Here is a 25,496-nt window from a genome sequence, read left to right as displayed (position 1 = left end):
GGGGCATGACTCATTCGTTCAAAGGCAGGGCCGCCCTGGTCACCGGGGCCGGCCGGGGCATCGGCCGGGCGACCGCCGTCGGCCTGGCCGCGGGCGGCGCGAAGGTCGCGCTGCTCGCGCGGTCGGAGGACGAGCTGACCGGTACGGCCGATCTGATCAAGGAGCAGGGCGGCACCGCGTACGTGGTGCCCGCGGACCTGGGCGACGACGGGCGGCTGGCAGAGGCGATCGCCCGCGTACGCGACGAGCTGGGCGCCGTCGACATCCTCGTCAACAACGCCGGCGTGGTGTGGCCGCTGGGGGAGACGCCCGCCGTGGACGTCGGCGAGTGGGCGGCGGCGATGCGCATCAACGTGCTCGCCCCCGTGACGCTGGCCGTCGCGTTCGTGCCCGGGATGCTCGACCGGGGCTGGGGCCGCGTCGTCAACGTCTCCACCGGGGCCGTCGCCCGCCCGGGCAGCATGATCGGCGGCAACGCGTACGTCACCACCAAGACCGCGCTCGAAGCCCACACCCTCAACCTCGCGCTGGAGCTCGACGGCACCGGCGTCACCGTCAACGTCTACCGCCCCGGCCTGGTCGACACGGCCATGCCGGGCTACATCCGCGCCCAGGACCCCGGCCGGATCGGCGCCGCGCTGCACGAGCGGTTCATCCGCTCGCACACCGAGGGGCGGCTGATCACGCCCGAGCAGTCGGCCAGGACGCTGCTCGACCGGCTGGCCCGCGACAACGGCACCGGCCAGATCTGGGACTTCGACGCCTGACCACCATTACCGGAAGGAAAAGGCCATGAGCCTGCTGAATCCCGGGGACACGTTCCCGGACCTGACCGTGACGCTGCCCGGGTCGGAGACCCTCGACCTGCCGGGCGCGTTCGCCGGCCACTTCGGCGTGGTGCTGTTCTACCGCGGCGCGTGGTGCCCGTACTGCAACGCGCAGCTTCGCGCGTTCCAGCGGTCGCTGGACAAGCTCGCCGACCTCGACACCAAGGTGGTCGCCGTCTCCGTGGACGACGAGGCCACCACCAAGGAGACGATCGGCAAGCACGGCCTGCGGTTCCCGGTGGGCCACAGCGCGGACGCCCGCGCGTACGCCGAGGCGACCGGCGCCTTCGTCAACGAGGACCCCCTCTACCTGCAGTCGACCGGCTTCCTGCTCGACCCGCAGGGCCGGGTCCTCGTCAGCGTCTACTCCAGCGGCGCCATCGGCCGCCTCGTCCCCGAGGACGTCGCCGGAATGATCCGCTACATGCGCGAGCACGCGTAGCCGGCCAGGGGGAGCCCGACCATGAGCACGCGCCTGAGGCAGGTCACGGACCTCGGCCGGTCGCTGCCGGGCCGGTTCACCAGCCGGCTGCACTCGGAGAAGGTGGCGGCCAAGCTGGGCATGTGGCTGGGCGTCAGCTTCACCGTCGCCTTCGCGACCGGGCTGTTCAGCCACTACGTGCAGCACCCGCCCGCGTGGCTGCTGTGGCCGTCGCGGCCGGTCAACCTCTATCGGGTGACGCAGGGGCTGCACGTCATCGGCGGCATCGCCACGGTGCCGCTGCTGCTGGCCAAGCTGTGGACGGTCTACCCGAAGCTGTGGCAGTGGCCGCCGCTGCGCTCCGCCGGGCACGCGGCCGAGCGGCTGTCGGTGCTGCTGCTGGTCGCGGGCGCGCTGTTCCAGCTCGTCACGGGGCTGATGAACATCGCGTACACGTACCTGTGGCCGTTCGGGTTCATCCAGGCGCACTACTGGACCGCGTTCATCGTCTACGGCGCGCTCATCATCCACGTCGTCAACGAGTGGGCCAAGGTGCGGCGGCACGCCTTCACCCGGGTCGAGGACCCGGACCGGCGCCGCTTCCTCGCCACCGTGGCCGCCGCGTGCGGCGTGGCGGCGCTGGTCACCGCGGGCGAGACCGTCACGCCGCTCAAGCGGCTGGCGGTGCTCGCGCCGCGCAACCCGGACATCGGGCCGCAGGGCGTACCGGTCAACCGCTCCGCCGCGGCGGCCGGGGTGACGCAGGTGGATCCGGCGGCGTACCGGCTGGTCGTGACGGGCGCGGTGCGTACGGAGCTGATGATCGGCTACGACGAGCTGGCCCGCATGCCGCAGCACACGGTACGCCTGCCGATCGCCTGCGTGGAGGGCTGGAGCGTGGAGTGCGAGTGGACGGGCGTCCGCCTGCGCGACCTCATCGAGGCGGCGGGCGGCGCGCCCGAGGCGGTCCTGACCGTCGAGTCGCTGGAACGCGCCGGCTACTACCGCACCAGCGAGGTCCGCGCGCCGCACTGGCAGGACCCGCTGACCCTGCTCGCACTCAAGCTCAACGGCCGGCCGCTGGACCCCGACCACGGCTACCCGGTACGCCTCATCGCCCCGAACCGGCCGGGCGTCATGCAGACCAAATGGGTGGGGACGGTGCGCGTCACATGAGATGGCTTCTGTACGCGGCCGGCGCCGCGCTGATCCTGCTCGGCTTCGCCGGGCTGGTCAAGCAGAGCAACCCGGTGGGCTGGGCCTGGTGGTTCGGCGGCGCCGCGGTGGCGCACGACGCGATCCTGGTGCCGCTGGTGCTGCTGGCCGGCTGGGCGCTGCGCCGGGTGCGCTGGGCGGTGCGGGCCGCCGCGATCGTGGCGGGCACGGTGACGCTGGCGACGCTGCCGACCGTGCTGGCCCTGGGCAGGCGCGGCGACAACCCGTCCATCCTGCCGCTCGACTACGGCCGCAACCTGCTGCTCGTCCTCGCCGCGCTGGCGCTGGCCGCGCTGCTGCCGAGGCTGTGGACCAGGACAGGCCGGCTCGGGCTGCTCGCGGGCCTGGTGTCCGGCGTGCCGGTGGTGTCTCTGATGGCGGTCAACGACATGATCGACGCCGGCACGTGGGCGCTGTTCCTCGCGCACGCCGCGCTGCTCGGCGCCGTGCTGGCCGCGCTGTTCGGCACCCGGCTGTTCAGCCTGGCCAACGCCCTGGCCGGCGGCCTGCTGACCGGGCTGCTCGCCTGGGCCGTCTGGTCGCTGACGGTGCTGCCCGTCCTGCTCGGCGGCGCCCCGCACTGGACGATCACGCCGGGCGACTTCCGCTCGCTCGCGGGAGAGGTGCTGCTCGGCGGCATCACCGGCGTGCTGCTGTACGTCGCTCCGCGCCGCCGCGAGCAACCGGCCGCCGCCCCGCCGCAGAAGACCGCGCGCGTGGTCGTCGTCGGCGGCGGCTTCGGCGGGCTGGCCGCCGCCCGCAGGCTCGACCGGCTCGTCACCCGGGGGCTGCCCGCCGAGGTCACGCTGATCAGCGACGCCGGCTCGCTGCTGTTCACGCCGATGCTGGCGGGCGCGGCCACCGGCGCCCTGGAGCCCCGGCACATCAGCGTCCCCGTACGCGCCTTCCTGAGCCGTACGACGTTCCTGCACGCGCGGGTCGAGTCCGTGGACACCGCCGGACGGACGGTCCGCGTGAGCGACGGGACGACCGTGCCCTACGACCAGCTCGTGTACGCCGTCGGCTCCATCCCGTCCTTCCACGACTTGCCGGGGCTGGCCGAGCACGCGTTCACGCTCAAGACGACCGCCGACGCCACCCGGCTCCGCCACCACGTGCTCGACCTGCTGGACGCCGCCGACCTCGCGGGCGGCGACCGGCGTGAGCTGCTGACGTTCGTGGTGGCGGGCGGCGGCTTCGCCGGCAGCGAGCTGATCGCCGAGCTGTTCGACCTGGTCCACGGAGTGCTGCACCGCTATCCCGGCATCCGTCCCGACGAGCCGCGCTTCGTGCTCGTGCACTCGGGGGAGCGGATCCTGCCCGAGCTGAGCGCCACGCTCGGCGCGTACGCGCACCGCAAGCTGACCGCCAGGGGCATCGAGATCCGGCTGGGCGCCCGGCTGTCCGGCGCCACGTCCGATGCCGCGCTCCTCAAGGAGGGGGAGAAGATCGGCACCCGCACGATCGTGTGGACGGCGGGCAACAAGCCCCACCCCTTGACCGAGGGGCTGCCGGCCGCCGACGGCCGGTTGCGCGTGCCGGGCAGGGAAGGCGTGTGGGCGATCGGTGACTGCGCGCGAGTCCTCGGGCCGGACGGCGTGCCGTACCCGCCGACCGCCCAGCACGCGCTGCGGCAGGGCCGTACCGCGGCCGACAACGTGGCCGCGACGCTGCGGGGCGGCGAGCCGGCCGAGTTCCGCCACCGCTCGCTCGGCACCCTGGTCGCGCTCGGCCGCCACACCGCCGTCGCCGAGATCCGGGGGCTGCGGCTGTCCGGCTTCCTCGCCTGGGCGGTGTGGCGGGCCGTCTACCTCGCCAAGCTGCCGGGGCTGGAGAAGAAACTGCGGGTGTTGTTCGACTGGTCGCTCGACCTCGCCTTCCCGAGGGACATCGCTCATGATTAGGGGAGCCGTCTCAGGCATCGCCGGCGGGCTGGTGTTCGGCCTGATCATGGCGCAGATCGGCTTTCTGCCCACGGTCGCCGCCATCGTCCGCACCGACTCCGTGGTGCTCGGGTTCGCCGTGCACATGCTGTTCGCGATGATCATCGGCGCCGGGTTCGGCCTGCTCGTCGAGCGGCAGCGCGCCCAGGCGGGCGAGCTGCTGTTCTGGGGGCTCGTGTACGGCGCCTTCTGGTGGTTCCTCGGCCCGCTCACGCTGCTGCCGATCCTGCTCGGCCGGCCCGTCACCTGGGATCTGACGAGCGGCCAGAGCCTCACCCCGAGCCTGTTCGGCCATCTCGCCTACGGCGCCTTCACCGCCGCCGCCTACGCCTGGCGGCAGGCGCCGTCCGCCCCGATCCGCCTCGCCACGGTGGTCAGGGGCGCCGTCGCCGCGCTGGTGAGCGCCGCCGTGCTGGTCCTGGGGCTGAACGTCATGACCGGCCGGACTCCGTACGAGCTGCTGGTCGCGGCCCCCTTCGCGGGCGCCGCGTACGCGCTGCTGTTCGGCGGCCGCTCCGAGGGCACCGGGCCCGCGCTGATCCGCGGCATGGTGTACGGCTTCGCCTGGTGGATCCTGCTCGCCCTGACCCTGCCTGGCCTCCTCGACGGCGGGCGGCTCGACTGGTCGATCGCCATGGTCCGCGAGACGCTGCCCGCCCTGCCCGGTTACCTGCTGCTCGGCGCGGGCACCGGCGCCGTCTTCACCTGGCTCGGCGGGCTGGCGCTGGTGCTGTTCGCCGACGACGTCCGCCGCCTGCAGCCCGACCCGCTCGGCGTCCCCAGGCTCACGGCCGCCGCTTACGGCGTCGCTCTGGGCCTGGTGGCAGGTCTGCTCGGGGCGCTCGCCGCCGGGCCGCTCGGGCTCGTCGAAGGCGTGGTCGCCGGCGTCACGTACGCGCTGTTCTTCCGCGGACGCAGCTTCGACCCGGTGTCCGGGCTCGGCTGGGGCCTGTCGTACGGGTTCCTGTGGTGGTTGCTCGGCCCGCTCATCCTGCTGCCCGTCCTGCGCGGCGCCCACCCGTCACCCGACCTGGCCGCCGCCTTCCCCGCCCTGGTCGCCCACCTGGTGGCGGGGGCCGCCGTCGGCGTCCTCTACAACCTGCTGGAGGAGCGGGCCAACCCGTGGTGGCTCACCCGTGGCCAGTCCGCCGCGGAACGCGCGAACGCGCTGCGCGAGCAGACCCTCGGCTCGGCCCCCGCCATCTGGACCCTGGTCCTCCTCCTGGCCGTCCTCGTCCCGACCCTGGTCGCCACGTGAGCCGGTGACTCAACAGGCACTCAACGAATACTCAACACGCCGGCCCCCATACTTCTGGGACACAAGATCCCCTGAGGAAGGAGAGGCGTATGCGTTTTGTGAGTGCGACGGCGGTGGCGCTGGTGGTCGCCGGGGCGGCCCTGGCAGGCGCGCCGGCCGCCCAGGCCGCGACGTCCGTTCCGGCGCCGTGCCCGAACTATGTGTACAAGGGGCCCAACCTGGACGACGGCTATGGGGTGATGAGGGGCTCCTACAACCTCAAGGACATCCCTTACCAGAGCGGGTGCGACGTCATGCGGATGCGCGCGGGGCAGGTGCTCTACTTCCACTGCTGGCAGAAGAACCGCCACGGGAACCTCTGGGTCTACGGGCGGGTCAAGGGCACCAGGAAGATGGGGTGGATGTCGCTGGCCAACTTCCGGACCGTGCGCGACAGCACCTACCCCATCTGCAACGACAACAAGGACAAGGACCACACCTGACCGCATCAACCGATCGGTTGATTCGTCGGTCAGCCGGATCCGCGCCGGGTCGTGGCCGGCTGGGCGATTCGGGCGAAGGGCGTTCCCCGCCACCATGAACGCATGACGGTGATCGAGGTGAACGGGCTCGTCAAGCGGTACGGCGGGCTGCCAGTGGTGAACGAGGTGTCGTTCTCCGTGGCCGAGGGTGAGATCTTCGGCATCCTCGGCCCCAACGGGGCCGGGAAGACGACGACCGTGGAATGCGTGGAGGGGCTGCGGCGGCCCGACGGGGGCTCGACCAGGGTGCTCGGGCTCGACCCGGTCAAGGACCGGAAAGAGCTGAGCCACCTGGTCGGCGTACAGCTGCAGCAGTCACTCCTGCCCGAGAACATCAAGGTGGGGGAGGCGCTCGACCTGTTCGCCTCCTTCTACCGCACGCCGAAGGACTGGCGGGCGCTGCTGGAGGAGTGGGGGCTGGCCGAAAAGCGGCAGGCGAAGTTCGGCTCGCTGTCGGGCGGGCAGAAGCAGCGGCTGTTCATCGCGCTGGCGCTGGTCGGCGATCCGAAGGTGGCCTTCCTCGACGAGCTGACCACGGGCCTCGACCCGGCCGCCCGGCGGGCCACGTGGGAGCTGATCAAGCGGGTCCGCGCGGCGGGTGTGACGGTCGTGCTGGTCAGCCACTTCATGGACGAGGTGGAGGAGCTGTGCGACCGGGTCGCGGTGTTCGACAGGGGCCGGATCGTCGCCCTCGACAGCCCGGCGAACCTCATCTCCAACGTGGACGCCGACCAGCACCTGCGGTTCAGGCCGCTGGCGCCGTTCGACGACGCGCTGCTGACGCGGCTGCCGGGGGTGGCGTCGGTGACCCGCTCGGGGGAGCAGGTCATCGTGGCGGGACGGGGGGACTTCGCGGTCGCGGTGACGTCCGCGCTGGCACGTGACCAGGTGCCGGTGGCCGAGCTGCGCATCGAGCAGCACACTCTCGACGACGCGTTCGTCGCCCTGACGGGACGGGCCTTCGACGCCAAGGAGGACGCGTGACCGGTTTCGGGAAACTCACGGGTGTCGAGACCAAGCTGCTGATGCGCGACCCCGGCGCGATCTTCAGCATGGTGATCCCGCTGTTCATCCTCATCGTCTTCAGCAGCGGGGCGGCGCCGGGCGACACCATGCTGCCCGCGCTCTCGATGACGGTCGCGGTGGGGCTGGTGGGGCTCTACATGGTGCCCACGACGCTGGCGACCTACCGGGAGCGGGGCATCCTGCGACGGTTCTCCACGACGCCGGTCAGCCCCGGTGCGCTGCTGGGCGTGCAGCTGATCCTCCAGCTCGTCTTCGCGGTGGTGTCGTCGGCGCTGCTCGTCGCCGTCTCGGTGACGGTCTTCCAGGCGGCGGCGCCCGCGCGGGTGGCGTCGCTGGTGGCCGCGTTCCTGCTCGGCACCGCGGCGATCGTCGCGGTCGGCCTGCTCATCGCGGCGACGGCCACCACCGGGCGGGCCGCGAACGGCATCGGCGTGCTGCTCTACTTCCCGCTGGCCTTCCTCGGCGGCGTGATGCAGCCCGTGGACGCCATGCCCGAGCTGCTCGCCACGATCGGGCGGTTCACGCCGCTGGGGCTCTTCCGGCAGGCCGTGCACGATGCCTGGAGCGGGGCGGCGACACAACCACTCCTTCTTGCCATAATGGCGGCATATGCGCTGGTCATCGGTGGGGTCGCGGCCCGGTTCTTCCGCTGGGAATGAGGTAGGCGTGCAGCCGGAAACCGCTCACACGCGGCTGGTCGCCGGCCTCGGCGCCGCCCCGTACGTGCTGCTGGCCGTCGCGGCGGGGCTCGCGCTGCTCACCGGCGACCTCACGGCGGGACAGCGGATCGCCGTCCTGGTGCTGAGCGTGCTCGCGGCCGGCTGGATGGTGGTGCTGCGCCGCCCGTCCTGCACGGGGACCGCCAGGGGAGCGGTGCTCTACCTCGCCGGCCTGATCGCGCTGGTCACCGCGCTCGGCCTGCTCAGCCCGTGGTTCGCCGGCTTCTACGCCTTCACCGGCTATCTGGACTCCTGGCGCCTGTTGCGCGGCCGCTGGCGGATCGCGGGCGTGACGGTCACGGCGGCGGCCGCCGTCACCGGCTACTTCGGCGGGCTGCCCGGCCCTGACCCGGCCGTCATCTCCTCCTACGTGCTGGTCATCGTCGCCATCGTGGTGCTGGTCGTGCTGTTCAGCCTCTCCGGTGACATGATCAACGAGCAGAGCGTACGCAGGCAGCAGATGGTCGACCAGCTCGCCGCCACCAACGCCAAGCTGGAGGAGACCATGCGGGAGAACGCCGGGCTGCAGGCCCAGCTCCTCCTCCAGGCCCGCGAGGCCGGCGTCACCGACGAGCGGCGGCGGCTGGCCAGGGAGATCCACGACACGCTCGCCCAGGGGCTGGCCGGGATCATCACCCAGGTCCAGGCCGCCGCCAAGGCCAAGGACGACCCGGAGACCTGGCAGCGCCACCTCGACAACGCCGCCCAGCTCGCCAGGGACGGCCTGGCCGAGGCCCGCAGGTCCGTGCACGCGGTGGGGCCGGCCGAGCTGGAGACCGCCCGGCTGCCCGAGGCGCTGTCCGAGGTGGTGCGGCGGTGGGAGGGCCTGCACGGGGTGCCGGCCGCGTTCGCGACGACGGGGACGGCCAGGCCGCTGCATCCCGAGGTGGAGGTGACCCTGCTGCGGGTCTGCCAGGAGGCCCTGGCGAACGTGGCCAAGCACGCCCGCGCCTCCCGGGTCGGCGTCACCGTGTCGTACATGGACGACGTGGTCACTCTTGACGTACGCGACGACGGCGCGGGGTTCGTCCCCGGCACCCAAGGAGGCGGTTTCGGCATGACGTCGATGCGGCAGCGGGTCACCCGGCTGGCCGGCGGCTTAGAGGTCGAGTCGGAGCCGGGCGGGGGCACCGCCGTCTCCGCCAGCGTCCCGGCGATGGAGCCGCGATGAGCGTGATCCGGCTGATCGTCGTCGACGACCATCCCATCGTGCGGGACGGGCTGCGCGGCATGTTCACCGGCGAGCCCGGCTTCGAGGTGGTCGGGGTCGCGGGCGACGGGGCCGAGGCGGTCGGCCTGGCCGAGGAGCTGCGGCCCGACGTGATTCTCATGGACCTGCGGATGCCGGGCACCGACGGGGTCACCGCGATCCGGATGCTGGCCGAGCGGGGGAGCACGGCCAGGGTGCTGGTGCTGACCACGTACGACACCGATCGCGACGTGCTGCCGGCCATCGAGGCGGGCGCCACCGGCTACCTGCTGAAGGACGCGATGCCTGACGAGCTCGTCCGCGCCGTCCGTGCCGCCGCGCGCGGCGAGGCGGTGTTGTCCCCGTCGGTGGCCACCCGGTTGCTGGGCCAGGTACGCGCCCCCGCCGATCCCCTGAGCTCCCGAGAGCTGGAGGTGCTCGGCCTGATCGCCCGCGGCAGCACGAACAGGGAGGCCGCCGCCCGCCTGTTCATCAGCGAGGCCACCGTCAAGAGCCACCTGCTGCACATCTACACCAAGCTGGGCGTCAAAGACCGCGCCGCCGCCGTGGCCGCCGCCTTCGAACGCGGCCTGTTCGACCGCCCCTGACCGCCCGGGACGGGGCATGGGAGAGTGGCGCGGTGACTTTGTCGGTTATGTCGGGTTTTGGGGAGCCGGCCGACGGTGAGTTGGTGGTGCTGGCCCAGCAGGGTGACGCGGGTGCGCTGGGGACGCTGCTGGCCAGGCATCGAGGCGGCATGCTGGCGGTGGCGTTGAGCGTGATGCATGACCCGGGTGAGAGCGAGGACGCCGTGCAGGACGCGTCGCTGACGGCGCTGGCGCGGATCGGGGACCTGCGTGATCCGGATGCCGTGGGGCCGTGGCTGCGGATGATCGTCCGCAACCTGTGCAGGAAGCGGTTGCGGGCGCGGCAGGCGATCCCCGTCGGACACCTGACGCCGGCCGAGCGGGCCGCCGATCCGCAGGAGGCGCTGGAGCGGCACGCCCAGCGCGACTGGATCTGGCACGCCGTCGGCCGGTTGTCGCCGCCGCTGCGAACAGTGACGCTGCTGCGTTACTTCTCCTCGGTGACCAGGTATGAGGAGATCGCGGCCGTCTGCGGCGTTCCTGTCGGGACCGTGCGGCGCAGGCTGCACGAGGCGCGGGGCATGCTGGCACGGACGTTGCCGGGCACCTGGGACGGTGCGCACGGCGATGCGGCGGTGGCCGTGGCCGCGCGGCGGCGGGAGGCGGAGGAGGTGATCGCCGCCGGGCATCAGGGGACGTTCCGGGCCGCGCTCAGGGAGAGCTGGTGGCCGGACGTGGAGATCGCCTGGGGGAACGGACGGCGTACGCGCGGCATCGAGCCCTTGGCCCGGGTCGTGGACGTGCGGATGGCGGCGGGCACCCGGCAGCGGGTGGCCCAGGTGGCGGCGAGCGCCGACGTCGTGGTGTGGGAGACCGAGGTGTTCAGCCCGGCGGAGGCGGGGCCGGGATGCGCGCCGTGGATGGGCTGGTTGCTGGACTATGAGGGCGGCCGGGTCCGTCGCGTGAGGATGATCCACCGAGCGGCCTGACAGAAATCTTGAGCTCGGACCGAACTTTCCGCGTTCGACACGGATCGTGTGGGTGTTCACCCCACGGAAGGCAACAGCTATGTCCGACATATCGACGTTTGTTCTCGTGCCCGGCGCCTGGCAGGCCGGCTGGGTCTGGCAGCCCGTCGCCCGCCGGCTCCGCGCCGCCGGCCACGAGGCCGTGACGCTCACCCTGCCCGGCCTCGCCGACGGCGACCGCCGCGACGGCCGCCACCTCTCCGAGACGGTCGACCACGTGGTTGCCGAGATCGAGCGGCGCGACCTGCACGACGTGGTGCTGGTCGGCCACAGCTGGGGCGGCTACCCGATCACCGGCGCCGCCCACCGGGTCGCGCACCGGCTGGCCCGCATCGTCTACTACAACGCGTTCGTCCCGGCCCGAGGGGTGCCGTTCGTCGATGAGAACGCCGAATACGCCGCCATCATGCGCGCTGCCATCGACGCCTCGCCCGACGGGAGCGTGGAGGTCGCGTTCGAGCAGGTGCCGGTGCTGGTGCCGGAGCTGCCCGAGGCGGCGCGGCGGATCTTCCACGAGCTGCTGGTGCCGCAGCCGGGCGCGTACTTCCTGGAGCCGCTCGACGTGCCCGACGTGACGGGCCTGGGCAAGCCCCTCTCGTACGTGCTCGGCGCCGACGACCACGCCCTGGCCAGGCCGGGCGACGAGCTGGCCGCCAGGATCGGCCTGACGCCGACGATGGTCCCCGGCGGCCACCAGGGCATGCTGACCTACCCGGACGAGGTCACGCGGGCCCTGCTCGCCTGAGAAGGGTCAGCCCTTGGTGGCGCCCGCGGTGAGGCCGGACACCACGTACTTCTGCACGAACAGCGCGATCACCATGATCGGCAGGGTGACCACGGTGGTCGCGGCCATCAGGCCGCCCCAGTCGATACTGGCGTACCCGACGAAGTCGAAGATCGCGACGGGCAGGGTCTTGGTGTCCGCGTCGGACAGCACGAGCGCGAACATGAAGTTGTTCCACGAGAAGATGAACGACAGGATCCCCGAGGTCGCGATGCCCGGCACCGACAGCGGCAGCGTGATCCGCCGGAACGCGCCGACGTGCGTCAGCCCGTCGACCAGCGCCGCCTCCTCCAGCTCGGTCGGCAGGCTGTCGAAGTAGCCCATCATGATGTAGACCACGAGCGGCAGCGACACGAACATGTGGCTGATGATCAGCACCCCGAAGCCGCCGACCATGCGCAGGTTGGAGAAGACGTAGAACCACGGCACGAGCAGCGAGACACCGGGGATGATCCGCGCCATCAGCACGACCAGCGCCGACTTCTTCATGTTGAACCGGCTCATCGAGTACGCCGCAGGAACGCCCAGGATGAGCGAGGCCACCGTGGCGGCGAAGGCCACCCACAGGCTGTTGAGGATGAACTCCACGTAGTTGGCCTGCTGGAGCACCTTGCCGTAGTTGTCCAGCGTGGGGGAGAAGGACAGCGCCTTGGCCGGGTCGTAGATGTCGACGTTCGTCTTGAGCGACGCGGCGACCATCCAGACCAGCGGCGCGACCAGCACGAGCACCACGACGGTGAGCGCGGTCGCGCGGAAGATCCGGTACGCGGGCCGGGCCCTCATCGCTTCGCCTCCTTGCGCCGCGCGGTCAGGGCCCACATCGCCCCGATGATGATCAGGAAGAAGAGGATGAGGACGGTGGACGAGACGCCGTACTCGTTGTAGTCGAAGCTGAGCCCGTAGGCGTACACGTTGAGCGTCTCCACCTCGTGGAACGAGCCGCCGCCGCGGCCCTTGGTGGCGTACAGGATGTCGAAGGTCTTGAGCGCGTCGATGCCGCGCAGCAGGACCGCGACCGTCAGGGTGGGCGTCAGCAGCGGGAGCGTGACGTGCCTGAAGCGCTGCCAGGTGCTCGCGCCGTCGATGCGGGCGGCCTCCTGCGGCTCCTCCGACAGCGAGGTGAGCCCGGCGAGCAGGATCAGCACCACCATCGGCGTCCACTGCCACACGTCGATGAGGATCGTGGTGGGCAGCGCGGTGTGCTGGCCGGCCAGCCAGGGCTGCGGCCCGATGCCGAACCAGCCGAGCAGCTGGTTGGCCAGGCCGATGTTGGGGTCGAAGATGAGCCGCCACATCATGCCGACCGCGACGGGGGTGGCGACGAGCGGCAGCAGGATGGCGACGCGGACCCACCGCTCGCCCTTGAACGGCCGCCACAGCAGCAGCGCGATCGCCATCCCCAGGACCACCTCGAACAGCAGCGCCACGATCGTGAACATGGCCGTGCGCCCGACGGCGGGCCAGAACCGCTCGGTGTCGGTGAGCACGTCGAGGTAGTTCCGCAGGCCGACGAAGTCGCTCTCGGCGCGGACGGAGCCCTCGGCGTCGGTGAGGCTGAGGAAGATCGTCCAGCCCAGCGGGAAGACGAGCAGCGCGGCGACGAACGCCATCGCCGGCGCGGCGAAGAGCCATTTGCGGTGGTCGTCCACCCAGCGCGCCCACCCCGGCGTGGCGGGGGTGGGGGTGGACGCGCTGCGCGGCGGCTCGGTGGTGGTCGTTGCCACGGAATCTCCAGAAAGAAGCGAGGTAGCTGCTACCTGGCCTCGTCGTCCAGGAACTTCTGGAACGCGGTGTTGGCGGCGTCGGCGGCCGCCGCCGCGTCCTTGCCGGTGATCGCGTCCACGATGGGCTGGCCGACGATCTCGCGGGACTCGGCGACCTTCACGACCAGCGGCCGGTCATGACCGACCCCGGCCTGGGTGCTGGCCGCGATGGCCTCGGCGAGGTCCTTGGGGAACGTCGAGGTGCCCTCGGGGTTCTCCCACACGGACGCGCGGGCGCCGGGGACACCGGCCTTCTGCTGGGCGAGCGTCTGCTCCTTGCTGGTCGCCCACTCGATGAACTTCCAGGCGTTGGCCGCGTTCTCCGAGCTCTCGTTGATGCCGAGCGCCCACGACGGGATGTTGTACGGCTTGGACCCGGCGGGGCCGGCGGGGAACGGCGCGAAGCCCACCTGGTCCGACACCTTCGACTTCGCGGGGTCGGTGGCGTTCTGGTAGAGCGAGTTGGCCTCGGTGTAGAAGGCGGCCTTGCCCTGGGTGAAGATCGCCATCGCCTCGGGCCAGCTCATGTCGGTGCTGACGTTCGCCGGGCCGCTGTCCTTGATCAGGCCGCCGTAGAAGGCGTACGCCTGCTTGGCGGCGTCGCTGGCGACCGCGGACTTGCCGTTGGCGTCCACGAAGTCGCCGCCGAAGCTGTAGAGGAAGCTGGAGAACTGGGTGACGGCCGCGGACTTGCCGGTGCGCGCGACGAACCCGGCGACGTCGGGCTCGCTCTCCTTGATCTTGGCGGCGGCGGCCTTCAGCTCGTCGAGGGTCTTCGGCGGGGCGTCGAGCCCGGCCTTCTCCAGCAGGTCCTTGCGGTAGTAGAGGACCTCCTGCTCGGTGATGATGGGGACGCCGACGGGCTTGCCCTCGTACGTGGTGGCCTCGACCGGGCCGGCCTGGAAGTCGCTGAAGTCCCAGTTCGCGTTGGCCTTGACCTGGGTGGAGAGGTCGGCCAGGTATTTGTTCTTGGCGAAGAGCCTGCCCTCCTGCAGGGGGCGGTACATCATCACGTCGATGTCGGCGGAGCCGGCGTTGAGCTTGACGTTGTACTGGTCGGACAGCTGGTCCTCGCCGAGCTGGGTGACCTCGACCTTGAGCCCGCTCTGCTTCTCGAACTCGGGCAGCGCCTTCTTGATGTTGTCGGTCCACACGTGGTTGGCCAGCGTGACCCGGACCGTGGTGGACGCGCCATCGCCGTCGTCGCCGCCGCAGGCGGACAGGGTCATGGACACCACCACGGCCAGAGATGCACCGATGATCGACCGATGTCGCACGTGATCTCGCCTTTCTTTCATGGTCGCCGCCCCCTATGCGCCACGTATCCGTAACATCCGGTTAATGCCGGGATGCTAGGACAAAAAAGCTGACTTATTCAAGTATCGTCTTTCAATTGATATGCTTTATTCGTGACTCAGTCCTCCCCCAAGGGCGCACCAACCCCACCTGCCCCTGCCGAGGCTGGGCTGCATGCTCGGGTCCTCGACCGGCTCGGCACCGTCATCTGCAACGGCGACCTGCCCGCCGGCTCCGTCCTCAGCATCGACGACCTGATCGACCGCTATCAGGTCTCCCGCTCGGTGATCCGCGAGGTGCTGCGCGTGCTCGCGTCCATGGGGCTGATCGAGACCCGGCGCAGGGTCGGCATCATGATCCAGCCCGCCCGGGCGTGGAACGTCTTCGACCCGCAGGTGATCCGCTGGCGGCTCGCCTCCGGCGGGCGCATGGCGCAGATGCGCTCGATCACGGAGCTGCGTACCGCGATCGAGCCGTACGCGGCCGCGCTGGCCGCCACCCACATCAGCGACGACGAGGCGAGCGAGCTGGTGGGGCTCGCGGCCAAGATGTGGGCGGCGGGGAAGGCAGGCGACGAGACCCGCTTCCTCGACCTCGACATCGAGTTCCACCGGCGGGTGCTCGCCGCGTCGGGCAACGAGATGTTCGAGAAGCTGCACCTGATCGTCGCCGAGGTGCTCGCCGGGCGGCACCACTACCACCTGATGCCGCACTATCCGGACGAGCAGGCGCTCCACCTGCACACCGACGTGGCCCAGGCGATCCAGCGCCGCGACGGGGAGCGCGCGCGGCGGGCCATGGTGGGCATCATGGAGCAGGGGTTCGCGGAGATGAAGTCGATGTGGGAGCGCAGCGCCGAGCCCGGCGACAGGTGATGGAAGGGCGCGTCAGCGGACGCCGCGTACCCGCAGGATCATGAGCGCGCCGACGAGCGCGAGCACGCCGCCGGTGACGAACAGCGCCGGATAGCCGCCGAGGTGGGCGACCACCAGCGAGCCGCCGAACGGCGCCACGACCTGCGGCGCGTTCAGCGCGATGTGGAAGACGCCGAGGTCGCGCCCGCTGTCCTCGGCCGCCGGCAGCACCAGCGTGACCAGCGCCTGGTCCACCGAGAGGTAGGCGCCGAAGCCGAGGCCGCCGATGACGGCGGTGGCGAGCTGGACGGGCCAGACGGGCGCGAGCACCGGCAGCGCCACCGACACCGTGACCATCAACGAGGAGATGAGCACGAACAGCTTGTGCCGGTTCAGCCGGTCGGCCAGCGGGCCCGCGATGATCGTCCCTACGACCAGACAGAGCGTCTGCACGGTGGTCTGCAGCGTCAGCGCGTCCTGGGGGGCGAGCCCGGCGGGCAGCTCGATGTAGTCGCTGAGGATGTAGAGGCCGAAGGAGGAGACGGCGAAGTAGCCGAGGAACATCACCGCGCGCGAGCCGAACGCCCACGCGTAGTCCCGGGCACGCAGGCTGTCCAGCGCGGAGGTCAGCTGAGCGCGCAGCGGCACCCGCCCGGGCGCGACGGCCACGGTGACGTGCTCACGGCTGAGCAGTGCGAGCAGCGCCGACGCCGCGACGAACACCACCCCGAGCAGCGTGTACGCGAGCAGCGCGGAGTCGATGAACGCGGCCCCGGCCGCCGTCCCCGCCAGCGAGCCCACCGGCACGCCCAGCCCGCCGACCGTGGAGGCCAGCCCGCGCCTGCGCTCAGGCACCTGGTCGGCCACCACGGCGATGAGGATGTTCAGCCCGACGTTCACCGTGCCCTGCACGAGGAACCAGCCGATCAGCAGCCCGGCGACCGTGGACATCCAGCCCAGCAGGACCAGGGCGGCGAGGGTGGCCAGGCCGCCGCCGAGTATCCAGGGGGAGCGGCGGCCCCACCGCCCGCGCGTCCGGTCGGACAGAGCGCCCACGATCGGCGGCACGCACACCGACGCGATCGCGCTGACGCCGGTCACCAGCCCGAACGCCGACAGCTTGCCCACCGGGTCGGCCGCCTCGACCTGGGAGGGCAGCAGCACCTGCAGGGCGGCGCCGATGGCCGCGTAACCGGCCACGTTGAACAGGAACATCGCGCCCAGGAGCGCGCCGAGGCGGCGGCCGGTGGCGCCGTGGGCGTCCCGGCTCGAGGTGATGGTCATGCCTACTCCATGAGAGGGGGAAGGTCCAGCCCGAGGTCGAGCCGTCGCAGGGCCTCGTCGACCAGGCGGGCGCAGGAGTCGGGGCCGGCGTCGGGCTGAGCCGCCCACTCCTGGAACGCGATGCGCAGCGCCGCGAAGGCCGTCGAGGCCAGCAGCCGGGCGTGGAAGCCGTGCCCCGCGCCCGACCGCTCGGCCAGGTGGCGGGCGAGCAGCTCCTCGCGTACGGCGAAGCGCCGCATGTTCTCGCCCATCAGCGCGGGGTTGTCGGCCAGCAGGAGCTGGACGCGCTGCATGCGGGGCAGCTCGTGCCGGGCCCAGTGGGGGTCGGCCAGCCAGGTGCGGAAGACCGCGCGCAGCGCGGTGACCGGCGACTCGCCGCGCGGACGGTCGCCGACCGCGGCCAGCAGATCCTCCATGACCTGGTCCTCGTGGGCGAGGACGACGTCCTCCTTCGAGGTGAAGTAGCGGTTGAAGGTCCGCCGCGCCACCTGCACCTCGTCGGCGATCTGCTGGACCGTCGTGCCGTCGAAGCCCTGCCGTTCGAACAGGGTGAGGGCGGCCTCGATCAGGGCGCGGCGGGTGCCGGCTTTCTTGCGCTCGCGGAGTCCTGGGCTGGTCATGGCCCTTACCGTAGGGCAAAAATGTCTCACTGGGACAGTAGGCTTGGCGGGAAATTTCGTATCACACTATGAAAAGTCCCGTTGAGACAGTTTCTGGAGGTCTTATGACCACGCCCGCATGGGTGCCCGTCGCCCAGGAGGCGCTGCGCAGGCTCGCAGGACCGCTCGCCTTCGAGGTGCGGGCGCTGCCCGGTGACGGCGACCGCTTCGAGGTCCGCGCCGGCGAGGAGGGCCGTACGGTGCTGGCCGGCACCGGGCCCGTGGCCGTGCTCAGCGGGTTCGCCCACTACCTGCGGCACGTGGCGCGCGGGACGGTCTCACGCTGGGGCGACCACCTGCCCGAGCACGCGCCGCCGCCCGCCGAACCACTGGCGGCGGCCTCGCCGTACCGCTACCGGGTGGCCTACAACCTCACCGTCGCCGGGTACACGACGCCGTTCTACGACTGGGACGACTGGCAGCGCGAGCTCGACCTGCTCGCCGCGTCCGGCGTCAACGCCGCGCACCTCACGCTCGGGCAGGAGGCGGTGTGGCTGGCGGCGTTCGCTGAGTCCGGCTACACCGAGAGCGAGCTGCTGGCCTGGATCGTCCCGCCGTCGCACCAGCCGTGGCAGTGGCTGAACAACATCCACAGCTTCGGCGGCGGCACCACCCGCGGCCTCGTCGAGCGGCGCGCCGAGCTGGCCGTCCTGGTGCTGGCGCGGATGCGGGAGCTGGGCATCACGCCGATCTTGCCCGGGTTCTCCGGCACCGTCCCCGGCGGTTTCGCCGAGCGCAACCCCGGCGCCGTCGTCGTCCCGCAGGGCCGGTGGTTCATGGACGTCGCCGGCCCGGCACGTCCCGACTGGCTCGACACCTCCACCCCGCACTACGCGCAGGTCGCCGCGGCCTTCTACCGGCACCAGCGCGAACGCTTCGGGGAGTCCGGCACCTGGGCGGTGGACCTGCTGCACGAGGGCGGCAAGACCGGCGGCACCTCGCTCGCCGACGCGGCCTGCGGCGTCGAGCAGGCGATGCGCGCCGCCGACCCCGGCTACCTGTGGGTCGTCCAGGCGTGGGCGGGCAACCCGCGCGAGGAGTTGTTCGAGGTCTGCGACCGGCAGCGGATGCTGGTGCTCGACCTGACCGGCGACACCTGGCGGCGGGCCGGCGGGTTCTGGGGCGCGCCCTGGGCGTACGGCATCCTGCCCAACTACGGCGGCCGGCACGGCCTGTACGGCTCACTGCCCGACATCGCCGCCGCCCCCGCCGCGCTGGCCGCACCGCTCGCCTCCGGCGAGCTGACCGGGCTGACGAACATGGCCGAGGGCGTGCAGACCAACCCCGTGGTCTGGGACCTGTTCGCCGACCTCGCGTGGACCCGCGAGCCCGTCGACCTCGACGCCTGGCTGGCGGACTGGGTGCACGCCCGCTACGGCGCCGCCGACCCCGACGCGCTGGAGGCGTGGCGGCTGCTGCGCGCTTCGGCGTACGCGACGTGGGGCGGGGAGACGTCCATGCCCGAGGGGGACGAGGAGTTCGCCGAGAAGCTGGCCGACTTCCACGTCTACGCGGCCACCGACAGCGTCTTCGCCGCCACCCCGTCGTTCACCGCCGACCAGGCGTCGGCCGTCGGTCCCCGGCGGCTGCACTACGACCCCGCGCAGGTGGAGGCCGCCTGGCGGCTGCTGCTCAAGGCGGCGCCCCGGCTGCGTGAGCGCGACACGTACCGGCATGACGTGGTCGATGTCACCCGCCAGGTCCTCGACGACCGCGGCCGCGCGCTCGTCCCCCGGCTCACCGAGCCGGCCGTCCAGGAGCGGTTCCTGCGGCTGATCGACGTCCAGGACCGGCTGCTCGCCACCCGCCCCGAGTTCCTGCTCGGCCGCTGGCTGCGCGACGCCCGCCGCTGGGGCGCCGACGAGGGGGAGCGGCGCGACCTCGAACGCGCCGCCAAGCGGCTCGTCACCGTGTGGGGCGGGCCTGACGCCGCCATCCTCACCGAGTACGCCAACCGCAACTGGGCCGGGCTGATGAGCGGCTACTACCGGGAGCGCTGGCGGACCTTCTTCGCCCAGGGCGAGATCGACTGGAACGCCTTCGGCCAGGCGTGGGCCGACCGGCATGCCGACCACCCGGCGGAGCCGTCAGGCGACCCGGTCGCGATCGCCCGGGAGATCCTCGGAGACCGAACCGAGATTTGACCGGTTTGCGTATCTTGTGAAAGATCGTCTAGGTGATTCAGGAGGCGGGATGACATCACCGAGAGATCCGTTCACCACCACCGGCGACGAGGAACTGGGCCGGCTCCTCCGCGGCTACCAGCAGGATCTCGCGGAGCTCGAGGGACTGCGCGACCGGATCGCCGCGGTCAAGGGCCGGGGCGAGGCCGCCGACGGCCGGGTCGTGGTGGAGGTGACACAGACCGGGACGCTCGCCGGAGTCACCATCGACCCGCGCGCCATGCGGCTCGGCTCGGAACAGCTCGCGGCGGCCATCATGGAGGCCGCGGGACGGGCCGGCCGCCAGGCGGAGCAGGAGGCGCAGGACCTGGTGACGCCGTTCATCGCCGGCACGCTGCTCGACGGCGACCGCGCCGACGGGACGCGCCGCCGTTGAAGCTTCCGTACGGCCGCGCGGGCGTCTACACGTTCGGCACCCTCGGCATCGCCGGCTTCGTCTTCCAGATGCTCGCCGTCGACTACCCCGAGGGCGACCCCGACCGGGCCCGCCAGGCCGCCGGCGTCTACGCGCGCCTGGCCGAGCGCATCGAGCAGAGCCCGTCGCACACCTACCCCGCCGCCGCCTCCGTGTGGCGCACCAACCACGGGGCCGGGGTGGACCAGTTCAAGCGGGCCATGATCGAAGGGCTCTACCCCGAGCCGGAGGAGAACGGGTACGCCGCCAAGCTCGCCCAGCGGTGCCGCGACACCAGCGCGGCCTGCAACGAGTTCGCCGAAGCGGTCGAGGCGGCCAGGCACGCCTACTGGACCCTGGCCATGGCCAACTTCGCCAGCTTCGTCTTCATCTCCACCTTCCCCTGGCAGGCCGGGGTGGCGTACCAGATCACCCAGATCCTCATCCGCCGGGCGCAGGCCGGGCTGCTCGCGAAGCTGCTGCAACACGGCATGGCCAAGATCGTGCTGGCCAAGCTGACCGAGTACACGATCGGCAGCGTCTTCTTCGCGGTCGGCGACGTGGCGGCGGTGGCCGGCGTCAAGGCCGCGCGCGGCGAGGACGTCGGCTCGCTCGAGGACAACGCCACGCAGGCGCTCAAGGAGTTCGCCGCCTCGGTCGCCTTCTACGGCGTCTTCGACGCCGCCGCGCCCCTGGCCAAGAAGGTCACCTCGAACGCGGACGTCCAATACTTCCTCAGCCGCATGGCCGGCGGGTCCATCGCGTACGGGCCCTCGTACGACCTCATGAACGGGCAGCGCGGCGAGGAACTGCTCCCCACCTGGAAGGAGACCCTGGGCCGGGTGCTCCTGTACTTCACCATGGCCCACAAACCAGCGGGAGGCTGAGTTTCCGTGGAGATCGGCAAGTCACGCATCCGCTCGGCGGCGATCGCGTTCGACGTCGAGGGCACCGAGCTGGCCACGTTCGTCGCGGCGGCGGCCGAGGAGCTCAACGCCATCGGCGACTTCTGGGGCGGCACCGCCGAGGGCGTCACGTTCTTCAAGGGCCAGGGCGGCGGCAGCGGCTACGCGGCGGTCGCCGGCCAGCTGGCCGCCGGCATCGGGGTCCTCATGGAGGCCCACCACGAGATCGCCGACCGCCTGCGCCTGATGACCGACAACGTGGAGGTCGGCGACTGGAACAGCGTCGCCGAAATCCTCTCCAGGCTCCCACCCCCGGACCCCGACCAGCCCGTCTGGGGCACCGCCAAAGCCTGACCTCAGCGGCTGACGGTGGTCGGGCGGTTGATGTGGGAGAGCTTTTCGGGGTTTCTGACGTGGTAGGCGCCGGTGACGTGGCCGTTGTCCACGTGTACCGCCAGCACGCCGTCTATCTCGCCGTCCAGCCGGATGAGCAGGGCGGGGGAGCCGTTGATGTGCACCGGTTCGACCGTTCGCTTCGCGTCGGTGCGCCACCAGCCGGTCGACAGCAGGCGGGCCACCGCGTCGGCGCCCACGACCGGGCGCGGCAGGGCGGACTTGACGCCGCCGCCGTCGCTCAAGGCCACCACGTCAGGGGCGAGGATGTCGAGCAGGTCCTGGAGCTCGCCGGTCTCGACCGCCCGCTGGAAGGCCAGCAGGGCGGCGCGGTGCTCGGCGGGGGAGCCGGTGCCGCGCGGGCGGCGGGCGGCGACGTGCGTACGTGCCCGGTGGGCGAGCTGGCGGACCGCGGCCTGGCTCTTGCCGACGGCCGCGGCGATCTCCTCGTACGCCAGGTCGAACACCTCCCGCAGCACGAACACCGCCCGCTCCACCGGCTGCAACGTCTCCAACACCAGCAGCATCGCCATCGAGACGCTGTCGGCCAGCTCTACGTCCTCGGCCACGTCGGGCGTCGTCAGCAGCGGCTCAGGAAGCCACGGCCCGATGTACGACTCGCGGCGCCGGCTCAGCGTACGCAGGCGGTCGAGCGCCTTGCGGGTGACGATGCGTACCAGGTAGGCGCGACGGTCACGGACGGCGGCGAGATCGACGTCCACCCAGCGCAGCCACGTCTCCTGCAGGACGTCCTCGGCGTCGGCGGCCGAGCCGAGCAGCTCGTAAGCGACCGTGAAGAGCAGGTTCCGATGGGTGACGAACGCCTCGGTCGCGGTGTCGGCGCGCGGGCCGCGTTCGTTGATGCCTGATTGCGTCACACCCACAAGACGCCCCCGCCTGCCTTTTTGTGACACGGCCGGTCCCCTCGTGACCATCAGAACGCCGCGCGGCTGACTCGACTAGAGTGATCGGGCCGATGGCGGCCGACCGCTCCCCGAGAACGCGCCGGTGCCTGGCGCCCAAGGAGATCGGACCCGAGGAAGCCCTTGACGGAGACGTTAGGCGGGCCCCCGCGCCCCAGACCCCCGGTGGCGGACGCGCTGGAGGCGATGGTCTCACCTCTCGGCGGGCTCGTCGGCTCGACCAGCCGGCTGCTGACTCCTGAGACCGGTGCGTTGCTGCCGGTTCATGCCGCCGCCCTGGGCGACACCACGCAGGTGCTGCCCGCGGTGGCCGATGCGATGCGCGGGCGTCCGACGAACGGGACCATCGACGGTGCGGCCGCGTCCGTCGACGAGCGAGAGGCGCGCTGGCTGGCCGTCGCCGAGGCCTTGGAGCGCTACTCGAGCAGCGTCTACAGCGAGGATCAGTTCGTCTGGGCGACAGCGGCCGAACTCGGCGATGAGGCACTCGACCTCGACACGGTGCCGAGCATCTCCGATGCAGAGGCGGCCCACCCGGCCTGCCCCCTGGTCAAACCGGACAAGCTCGCGCCCATGCGCTGGGTCCGCGGTCTGTCGCTCATGACGTCCAAGCCGGCCTGGATCCCGGTCCCCTATGTCTACCTGCACCTCCGCCACGCCTCCGAGGGTGAGCGGCTCACGGCGCCGATCTCCACCGGCTGCGCCGCACACACCGACGTGCACACCGCGCTCGCCAAAGCGCTGTGCGAGGTGATCGAGCGCGACGCGATCGTCCTGACCTGGTTGCAGCGGTTGCCGCTGCCCCGTCTTGACCTGGACCGTGTGTCGGACGAACTCGCCCTCCTCGCCCGTATCGCACGCGAGGAACAGGTCGTCACCCACCTGTTCGACGCCACGACCGACCTCGGTGTACCCACCGTTTACCTGGTGGAGGTCGCGCCGCACCATCCGGCCACGCGGACGCTGGTGACGTGCGCCACGGATCTCGACCCGTACGCGGCGGCGGAGAAGGTGTTCCGCGAGGCCGCCTCGTGCCGGATCGGCCTGCGTTCCCGGGTGCCGGAGCGAACGGACCCCATGACGTTCCGCGACCCCTTCGACGGAGGCACGTACATGGCCGCCCCCGAACGGGCGCACGCCTTCGACTTCCTGCTCGACTCGCCGCACCGGCGCAGCCTGTCCGAGCTGCCCGCGACCGAGGTGGCAGAGGGGCGGCCGGCCCTGCGATGGATACTCCAGCGGCTGCGGGATCACGGAATGGAGGCGTTCGCGGTGGACCTCACCTGCGACGAGGCACGGGACATCGGGATGTCGGTGGTCCGCGTCATCGTGCCGCGGCTGATGCCGCTGTCCTTCGTCGGCGCCGCTCAGTACCGCGGGACGCCGCGACTGTACGAGGCGCCCGTCGCCATGGGCTACCCCGCCCACGCCGAAGCCGACCTCAATCCGTGGCCCCAGCCGTTCGTGTGAGGGCCGATGATCATGCGACCGCCCGATCTCATCGTCACCGTCGGTGCCTTCGGCGCCGCTGCCGCCCGGCTGCTCTCGGGACCGGCCACCCGCCTCGCCGACGCGCCTCCGGCCGGGCGGGAGATCGACCTCCCGCCTGCGACCGCGATTGTGGTGCTGGCCGCCTCGGTGCCCGCACCCGCCGTGGAGCTGGAGCTGTCGCGGGCCGCGCACCTGCGGGACTTCGCCTTCCTCCCCGTCGTCCTCGACCATCCGCGCCTGCGTGTCGGCCCGGTGTCGCGGGCCGGCTCTCGGGGTTGTTCCACCTGTTACCGCAACAGGGTGCGGCAGCACGCGGCCAACGTATCGGCTCAGGAAGCGGTGGAGGAGCATCACCGCCGGCATCCGGAGGTCGCCGACCGCGGGTATCTGGCGCACTGGCCGGCACTGGCCGCCGCGCTGGCCGCGCTGGCCGCTCAGGCCGACCCGGCGGACACGACCCGCGTACGCCACCTCGATCTGCTGTCGAACACACCGCTGGTGAGCAGGCTCGTGCCGGTCCACGGCTGCGCGGTCTGCGCGCCCGAGGCGGCGGAAGCGCCGCAGCTTCGCAGCATCGTCCGCCTGCGAGGCATCGTGGAAGAGTTGGAGACCGAGTGACGTCCTCCGACCTGCCTCGAAAGCCGAAGCTCCATCCCGGGCTGTGCGCCGTGCCGTACGAGCGGGGTCTCGTCCTGGAGGGCACGGCGCAGCCGAGGTCCTTCGACGGGAAGGCGGCGCGTACATTCCTGCCACGCCTCCTGCCATTGCTCGACGGCAGCCGGACCCACGCCGACCTCGCCCGCGATCTCGGAGCAGGTACGGAGCAGGCGGTCACCGCCGCCCTTCGCCTCCTCCACTCCACGGGTCACCTGCAGGAGGGCGACGACGATCCGGAGCCGCCCCCGGGCGTGCCCGCGGGTGCCGCGCAGGCCCTGGGCAGGATGCTCGGTGCCGACCCGGCCTGGCCCAACGTGGCGGCGGCCTATCGGGCGATGCATGCCTCACCCGCCTTCATCGTGGACACGGGGCCGCCCGCCGCGCGGGTCGCCGACTTGCTGGCGGCGTCGGGGGACCGGGTCACGCTGGTGGCGCCCGGCAGCGTGCCGGCGGCGCAGTCGTACGTCGTCGTGCCGGCGGGTGAGACGGAGCGCGACCTGCTCGAACGGTTCGACGTGGCCTGCTTCGAGCATGGCCTGACGTGGACGTGGGCCTGGTACGCCGGAGGAACCCTGCGACTGTGCCGCTTCGACCGGCGGCTCACCCCTTGCCTGGCCTGCGTCCGCAGTGCCGCTCACGTTCCGCCGGCCGGCGGGTCCGGCCCGGATCCGTCGGAGGCGGCGGACCTGGCCTGGGCGCTCGTCGCGGGCGAGATCCTCCATCAGCGCGCCCGGATCGGCACACCGCTCCCGCCGGGCACGATCACCACCTTCGACCTGCGCGCGTGGTCGTCGCACCAGGACGTCGTCGCACGCCGGGGGGACTGCGAACGCTGCGGTCACCTGGCATAACGTCGGCATACCTCGGACATACCGGCTCCTCCTAGCGTTGACGCCAACTCCGCTAGGTGAAAGGGGCTTCCATGCCGACCACAGAAATGCTGGATTTCGACGTTCAGGACCTTTCGATGGACGTCTTCGACCTCACCGTCAGCGGGTTGGAGGTGGAGACCCTGACCTTGGGCCGTGGCCTGGACGTGGTCGCCTCCTGCCTGTCCACCCGCTGCTACCCCTGCTCCGGTACGGGGGGCTGCGGCTCCTGCACCGATGACCCGCTCCCGGTGGCGCCCGGCATCGACGAGGACGAGGAGTAGTCCGGCTCGTGGGCCGCCCCCCG

At 71.7% G+C, this 25,496-nt stretch carries 27 protein-coding genes; 21 read left to right on the top strand and 6 right to left on the bottom strand.

The genetic code is table 11. The annotated features are described in order from the left end of the window. The first annotated feature begins 5 nt into the window (after positions 1-5). The 12 genes from AB0K28_RS09500 (at position 6) to AB0K28_RS09445 (ending at position 11,479) form a co-directional block, all read left to right on the top strand. Complete coding sequence (locus tag AB0K28_RS09500) at positions 6-767, top strand: SDR family oxidoreductase (protein WP_364367221.1); 762 nt, start codon at positions 6-8, stop codon at positions 765-767. Between the two features lie 25 nt (positions 768-792). Beyond that, entirely contained in the window at positions 793-1,269 is a 477-nt protein-coding gene (locus AB0K28_RS09495) for a peroxiredoxin family protein (RefSeq protein WP_345391843.1), read from the top strand. A gap of 21 nt (positions 1,270-1,290) precedes the next feature. Then, complete coding sequence (locus tag AB0K28_RS09490) at positions 1,291-2,424, top strand: molybdopterin-dependent oxidoreductase (RefSeq protein ID WP_364367218.1); 1,134 nt, start codon at positions 1,291-1,293, stop codon at positions 2,422-2,424. After that, complete coding sequence (locus AB0K28_RS09485) at positions 2,421-4,367, top strand: NAD(P)/FAD-dependent oxidoreductase (protein WP_364367215.1); 1,947 nt, start codon at positions 2,421-2,423, stop codon at positions 4,365-4,367. The genes AB0K28_RS09490 and AB0K28_RS09485 overlap by 4 nt, the downstream gene beginning before the upstream one ends. Continuing rightward, the gene (locus AB0K28_RS09480) at positions 4,360-5,664 is read left to right on the top strand and encodes a hypothetical protein (RefSeq protein ID WP_364367212.1); all 1,305 of its coding nucleotides are present in this window, start codon (positions 4,360-4,362) and stop codon (positions 5,662-5,664) included. The genes AB0K28_RS09485 and AB0K28_RS09480 overlap by 8 nt, the downstream gene beginning before the upstream one ends. An 89-nt stretch (positions 5,665-5,753) precedes the next feature. Beyond that, a complete protein-coding gene (locus AB0K28_RS09475) occupies positions 5,754-6,146 on the top strand; it encodes a hypothetical protein (RefSeq protein ID WP_364367209.1) in 393 nt (130 codons plus the stop codon). Between the two features lie 102 nt (positions 6,147-6,248). Further along, the gene (locus AB0K28_RS09470) at positions 6,249-7,169 is read left to right on the top strand and encodes an ABC transporter ATP-binding protein (RefSeq protein WP_364367206.1); all 921 of its coding nucleotides are present in this window, start codon (positions 6,249-6,251) and stop codon (positions 7,167-7,169) included. Then, on the top strand, positions 7,166-7,870 hold the full coding sequence (locus AB0K28_RS09465; RefSeq protein ID WP_345391828.1) for an ABC transporter permease: 705 nt from the start codon (positions 7,166-7,168) through the stop codon (positions 7,868-7,870). The genes AB0K28_RS09470 and AB0K28_RS09465 overlap by 4 nt, the downstream gene beginning before the upstream one ends. Before the next feature lie 7 nt (positions 7,871-7,877). Beyond that, positions 7,878-9,101 carry a sensor histidine kinase gene (locus tag AB0K28_RS09460; RefSeq protein WP_345391825.1) on the top strand — a complete coding sequence of 408 codons (1,224 nt, stop codon included), beginning with the start codon at positions 7,878-7,880 and terminating at the stop codon, positions 9,099-9,101. Continuing rightward, entirely contained in the window at positions 9,098-9,727 is a 630-nt protein-coding gene (locus tag AB0K28_RS09455; protein WP_364367202.1) for a response regulator transcription factor, read from the top strand. The genes AB0K28_RS09460 and AB0K28_RS09455 overlap by 4 nt, the downstream gene beginning before the upstream one ends. A 47-nt stretch (positions 9,728-9,774) precedes the next feature. Further along, positions 9,775-10,695, top strand: a complete 921-nt coding sequence (locus AB0K28_RS09450; protein ID WP_364367199.1) for a sigma-70 family RNA polymerase sigma factor — start codon at positions 9,775-9,777, stop codon at positions 10,693-10,695. A gap of 79 nt (positions 10,696-10,774) precedes the next feature. Then, the gene (locus tag AB0K28_RS09445) at positions 10,775-11,479 is read left to right on the top strand and encodes an alpha/beta hydrolase (RefSeq protein WP_364367196.1); all 705 of its coding nucleotides are present in this window, start codon (positions 10,775-10,777) and stop codon (positions 11,477-11,479) included. 6 nt (positions 11,480-11,485) lie between these two features. Here AB0K28_RS09445 and AB0K28_RS09440 read toward each other — a convergent pair whose 3' ends face one another. The 3 genes from AB0K28_RS09440 to AB0K28_RS09430 are packed head-to-tail and all read right to left on the bottom strand — an operon-like array spanning position 11,486 to position 14,558. Next, entirely contained in the window at positions 11,486-12,301 is an 816-nt protein-coding gene (locus tag AB0K28_RS09440; protein ID WP_364367193.1) for a carbohydrate ABC transporter permease, read from the bottom strand. After that, a complete protein-coding gene (locus AB0K28_RS09435) occupies positions 12,298-13,242 on the bottom strand; it encodes a sugar ABC transporter permease (RefSeq protein WP_364367190.1) in 945 nt (314 codons plus the stop codon). The genes AB0K28_RS09440 and AB0K28_RS09435 overlap by 4 nt, the downstream gene beginning before the upstream one ends. Positions 13,243-13,271: 29 nt before the next feature. Next, positions 13,272-14,558 (bottom strand): sugar ABC transporter substrate-binding protein, encoded by a 1,287-nt coding sequence (locus tag AB0K28_RS09430; RefSeq protein WP_364367187.1) that lies wholly within the window; start codon positions 14,556-14,558, stop codon positions 13,272-13,274. Positions 14,559-14,690: 132 nt separating this feature from the next. Here AB0K28_RS09430 and AB0K28_RS09425 point away from each other — a divergent pair, with 132 nt between their 5' ends. After that, entirely contained in the window at positions 14,691-15,452 is a 762-nt protein-coding gene (locus tag AB0K28_RS09425; protein ID WP_345391810.1) for an FCD domain-containing protein, read from the top strand. 12 nt (positions 15,453-15,464) lie between these two features. On the opposite strand, the gene AB0K28_RS09420 is transcribed toward AB0K28_RS09425, so the two are convergent. Next, a complete protein-coding gene (locus tag AB0K28_RS09420) occupies positions 15,465-16,715 on the bottom strand; it encodes an MFS transporter (RefSeq protein ID WP_345391807.1) in 1,251 nt (416 codons plus the stop codon). Positions 16,716-16,717: 2 nt separating this feature from the next. Beyond that, positions 16,718-17,335: a TetR family transcriptional regulator gene (locus AB0K28_RS09415; RefSeq protein ID WP_345391804.1), complete on the bottom strand. Its 618-nt coding sequence runs from the start codon at positions 17,333-17,335 to the stop codon at positions 16,718-16,720. A gap of 104 nt (positions 17,336-17,439) precedes the next feature. Here AB0K28_RS09415 and AB0K28_RS09410 point away from each other — a divergent pair, with 104 nt between their 5' ends. From AB0K28_RS09410 to AB0K28_RS09395, 4 genes are read left to right on the top strand one after another with little or no spacing between them, the layout of a single operon-like run. Beyond that, positions 17,440-19,518: an alpha-N-acetylglucosaminidase TIM-barrel domain-containing protein gene (locus AB0K28_RS09410; protein WP_364367184.1), complete on the top strand. Its 2,079-nt coding sequence runs from the start codon at positions 17,440-17,442 to the stop codon at positions 19,516-19,518. A 49-nt stretch (positions 19,519-19,567) separates the two neighbouring features. Next, positions 19,568-19,933 carry a YbaB/EbfC family nucleoid-associated protein gene (locus tag AB0K28_RS09405; RefSeq protein ID WP_345391798.1) on the top strand — a complete coding sequence of 122 codons (366 nt, stop codon included), beginning with the start codon at positions 19,568-19,570 and terminating at the stop codon, positions 19,931-19,933. After that, on the top strand, positions 19,930-20,838 hold the full coding sequence (locus AB0K28_RS09400) for a hypothetical protein (protein WP_345391795.1): 909 nt from the start codon (positions 19,930-19,932) through the stop codon (positions 20,836-20,838). The genes AB0K28_RS09405 and AB0K28_RS09400 overlap by 4 nt, the downstream gene beginning before the upstream one ends. 6 nt (positions 20,839-20,844) lie before the next feature. Next, positions 20,845-21,210: a hypothetical protein gene (locus tag AB0K28_RS09395; protein WP_364367180.1), complete on the top strand. Its 366-nt coding sequence runs from the start codon at positions 20,845-20,847 to the stop codon at positions 21,208-21,210. A gap of 2 nt (positions 21,211-21,212) precedes the next feature. Here the strand turns inward: AB0K28_RS09395 and AB0K28_RS09390 are convergent, their stop codons facing one another. Further along, complete coding sequence (locus tag AB0K28_RS09390; protein WP_364367177.1) at positions 21,213-22,127, bottom strand: RNA polymerase sigma-70 factor; 915 nt, start codon at positions 22,125-22,127, stop codon at positions 21,213-21,215. A 168-nt stretch (positions 22,128-22,295) separates the two neighbouring features. Between AB0K28_RS09390 and AB0K28_RS09385 the strand changes: the two genes are divergently transcribed. From AB0K28_RS09385 to AB0K28_RS09370, 4 genes are all read left to right on the top strand, one after another. Then, positions 22,296-23,642 (top strand): YcaO-like family protein, encoded by a 1,347-nt coding sequence (locus AB0K28_RS09385; protein ID WP_364367174.1) that lies wholly within the window; start codon positions 22,296-22,298, stop codon positions 23,640-23,642. 6 nt (positions 23,643-23,648) lie between these two features. Further along, on the top strand, positions 23,649-24,281 hold the full coding sequence (locus AB0K28_RS09380; RefSeq protein ID WP_364367171.1) for a TOMM precursor leader peptide-binding protein: 633 nt from the start codon (positions 23,649-23,651) through the stop codon (positions 24,279-24,281). Then, the gene (locus tag AB0K28_RS09375; RefSeq protein WP_364367168.1) at positions 24,278-25,171 is read left to right on the top strand and encodes a hypothetical protein; all 894 of its coding nucleotides are present in this window, start codon (positions 24,278-24,280) and stop codon (positions 25,169-25,171) included. The genes AB0K28_RS09380 and AB0K28_RS09375 overlap by 4 nt, the downstream gene beginning before the upstream one ends. A 71-nt stretch (positions 25,172-25,242) precedes the next feature. Further along, positions 25,243-25,473, top strand: a complete 231-nt coding sequence (locus tag AB0K28_RS09370; protein WP_345391780.1) for a thiomuracin/GE37468 family thiazolyl RiPP peptide — start codon at positions 25,243-25,245, stop codon at positions 25,471-25,473. Positions 25,474-25,496 lie beyond the last annotated feature (23 nt).

The organism is Nonomuraea sp. NPDC049504, from assembly GCF_040676845.1.
Lineage (GTDB): Bacteria > Actinomycetota > Actinomycetes > Streptosporangiales > Streptosporangiaceae > Nonomuraea > Nonomuraea salmonea.
Note: the sequence above shows the minus strand (reverse complement) of the source record. Positions and strands in the feature narration are given on the sequence as shown.

Bases quoted from the DNA above. Each gene is read 5' to 3' on its own strand.
- AB0K28_RS09445 (WP_364367196.1), top strand. From the start codon at position 10,775: ATGTCCGACATATCGACGTTTGTTCTCGTGCCCGGCGCCTGGCAGGCC.
- AB0K28_RS09490 (WP_364367218.1), top strand. From the start codon at position 1,291: ATGAGCACGCGCCTGAGGCAGGTCACGGACCTCGGCCGGTCGCTGCCG.
- AB0K28_RS09495 (WP_345391843.1), top strand. From the start codon at position 793: ATGAGCCTGCTGAATCCCGGGGACACGTTCCCGGACCTGACCGTGACG.
- AB0K28_RS09455 (WP_364367202.1), top strand. From the start codon at position 9,098: ATGAGCGTGATCCGGCTGATCGTCGTCGACGACCATCCCATCGTGCGG.
- AB0K28_RS09450 (WP_364367199.1), top strand. From the start codon at position 9,775: ATGTCGGGTTTTGGGGAGCCGGCCGACGGTGAGTTGGTGGTGCTGGCC.
- AB0K28_RS09405 (WP_345391798.1), top strand. From the start codon at position 19,568: ATGACATCACCGAGAGATCCGTTCACCACCACCGGCGACGAGGAACTG.
- AB0K28_RS09380 (WP_364367171.1), top strand. From the start codon at position 23,649: ATGATCATGCGACCGCCCGATCTCATCGTCACCGTCGGTGCCTTCGGC.
- AB0K28_RS09415 (WP_345391804.1), bottom strand. From the start codon at position 17,335: ATGACCAGCCCAGGACTCCGCGAGCGCAAGAAAGCCGGCACCCGCCGC.
- AB0K28_RS09410 (WP_364367184.1), top strand. From the start codon at position 17,440: ATGACCACGCCCGCATGGGTGCCCGTCGCCCAGGAGGCGCTGCGCAGG.
- AB0K28_RS09370 (WP_345391780.1), top strand. From the start codon at position 25,243: ATGCCGACCACAGAAATGCTGGATTTCGACGTTCAGGACCTTTCGATG.
- AB0K28_RS09485 (WP_364367215.1), top strand. From the start codon at position 2,421: ATGAGATGGCTTCTGTACGCGGCCGGCGCCGCGCTGATCCTGCTCGGC.
- AB0K28_RS09440 (WP_364367193.1), bottom strand. From the start codon at position 12,301: ATGAGGGCCCGGCCCGCGTACCGGATCTTCCGCGCGACCGCGCTCACC.
- AB0K28_RS09420 (WP_345391807.1), bottom strand. From the start codon at position 16,715: ATGACCATCACCTCGAGCCGGGACGCCCACGGCGCCACCGGCCGCCGC.
- AB0K28_RS09470 (WP_364367206.1), top strand. From the start codon at position 6,249: ATGACGGTGATCGAGGTGAACGGGCTCGTCAAGCGGTACGGCGGGCTG.
- AB0K28_RS09475 (WP_364367209.1), top strand. From the start codon at position 5,754: ATGCGTTTTGTGAGTGCGACGGCGGTGGCGCTGGTGGTCGCCGGGGCG.
- AB0K28_RS09500 (WP_364367221.1), top strand. From the start codon at position 6: ATGACTCATTCGTTCAAAGGCAGGGCCGCCCTGGTCACCGGGGCCGGC.
- AB0K28_RS09480 (WP_364367212.1), top strand. From the start codon at position 4,360: ATGATTAGGGGAGCCGTCTCAGGCATCGCCGGCGGGCTGGTGTTCGGC.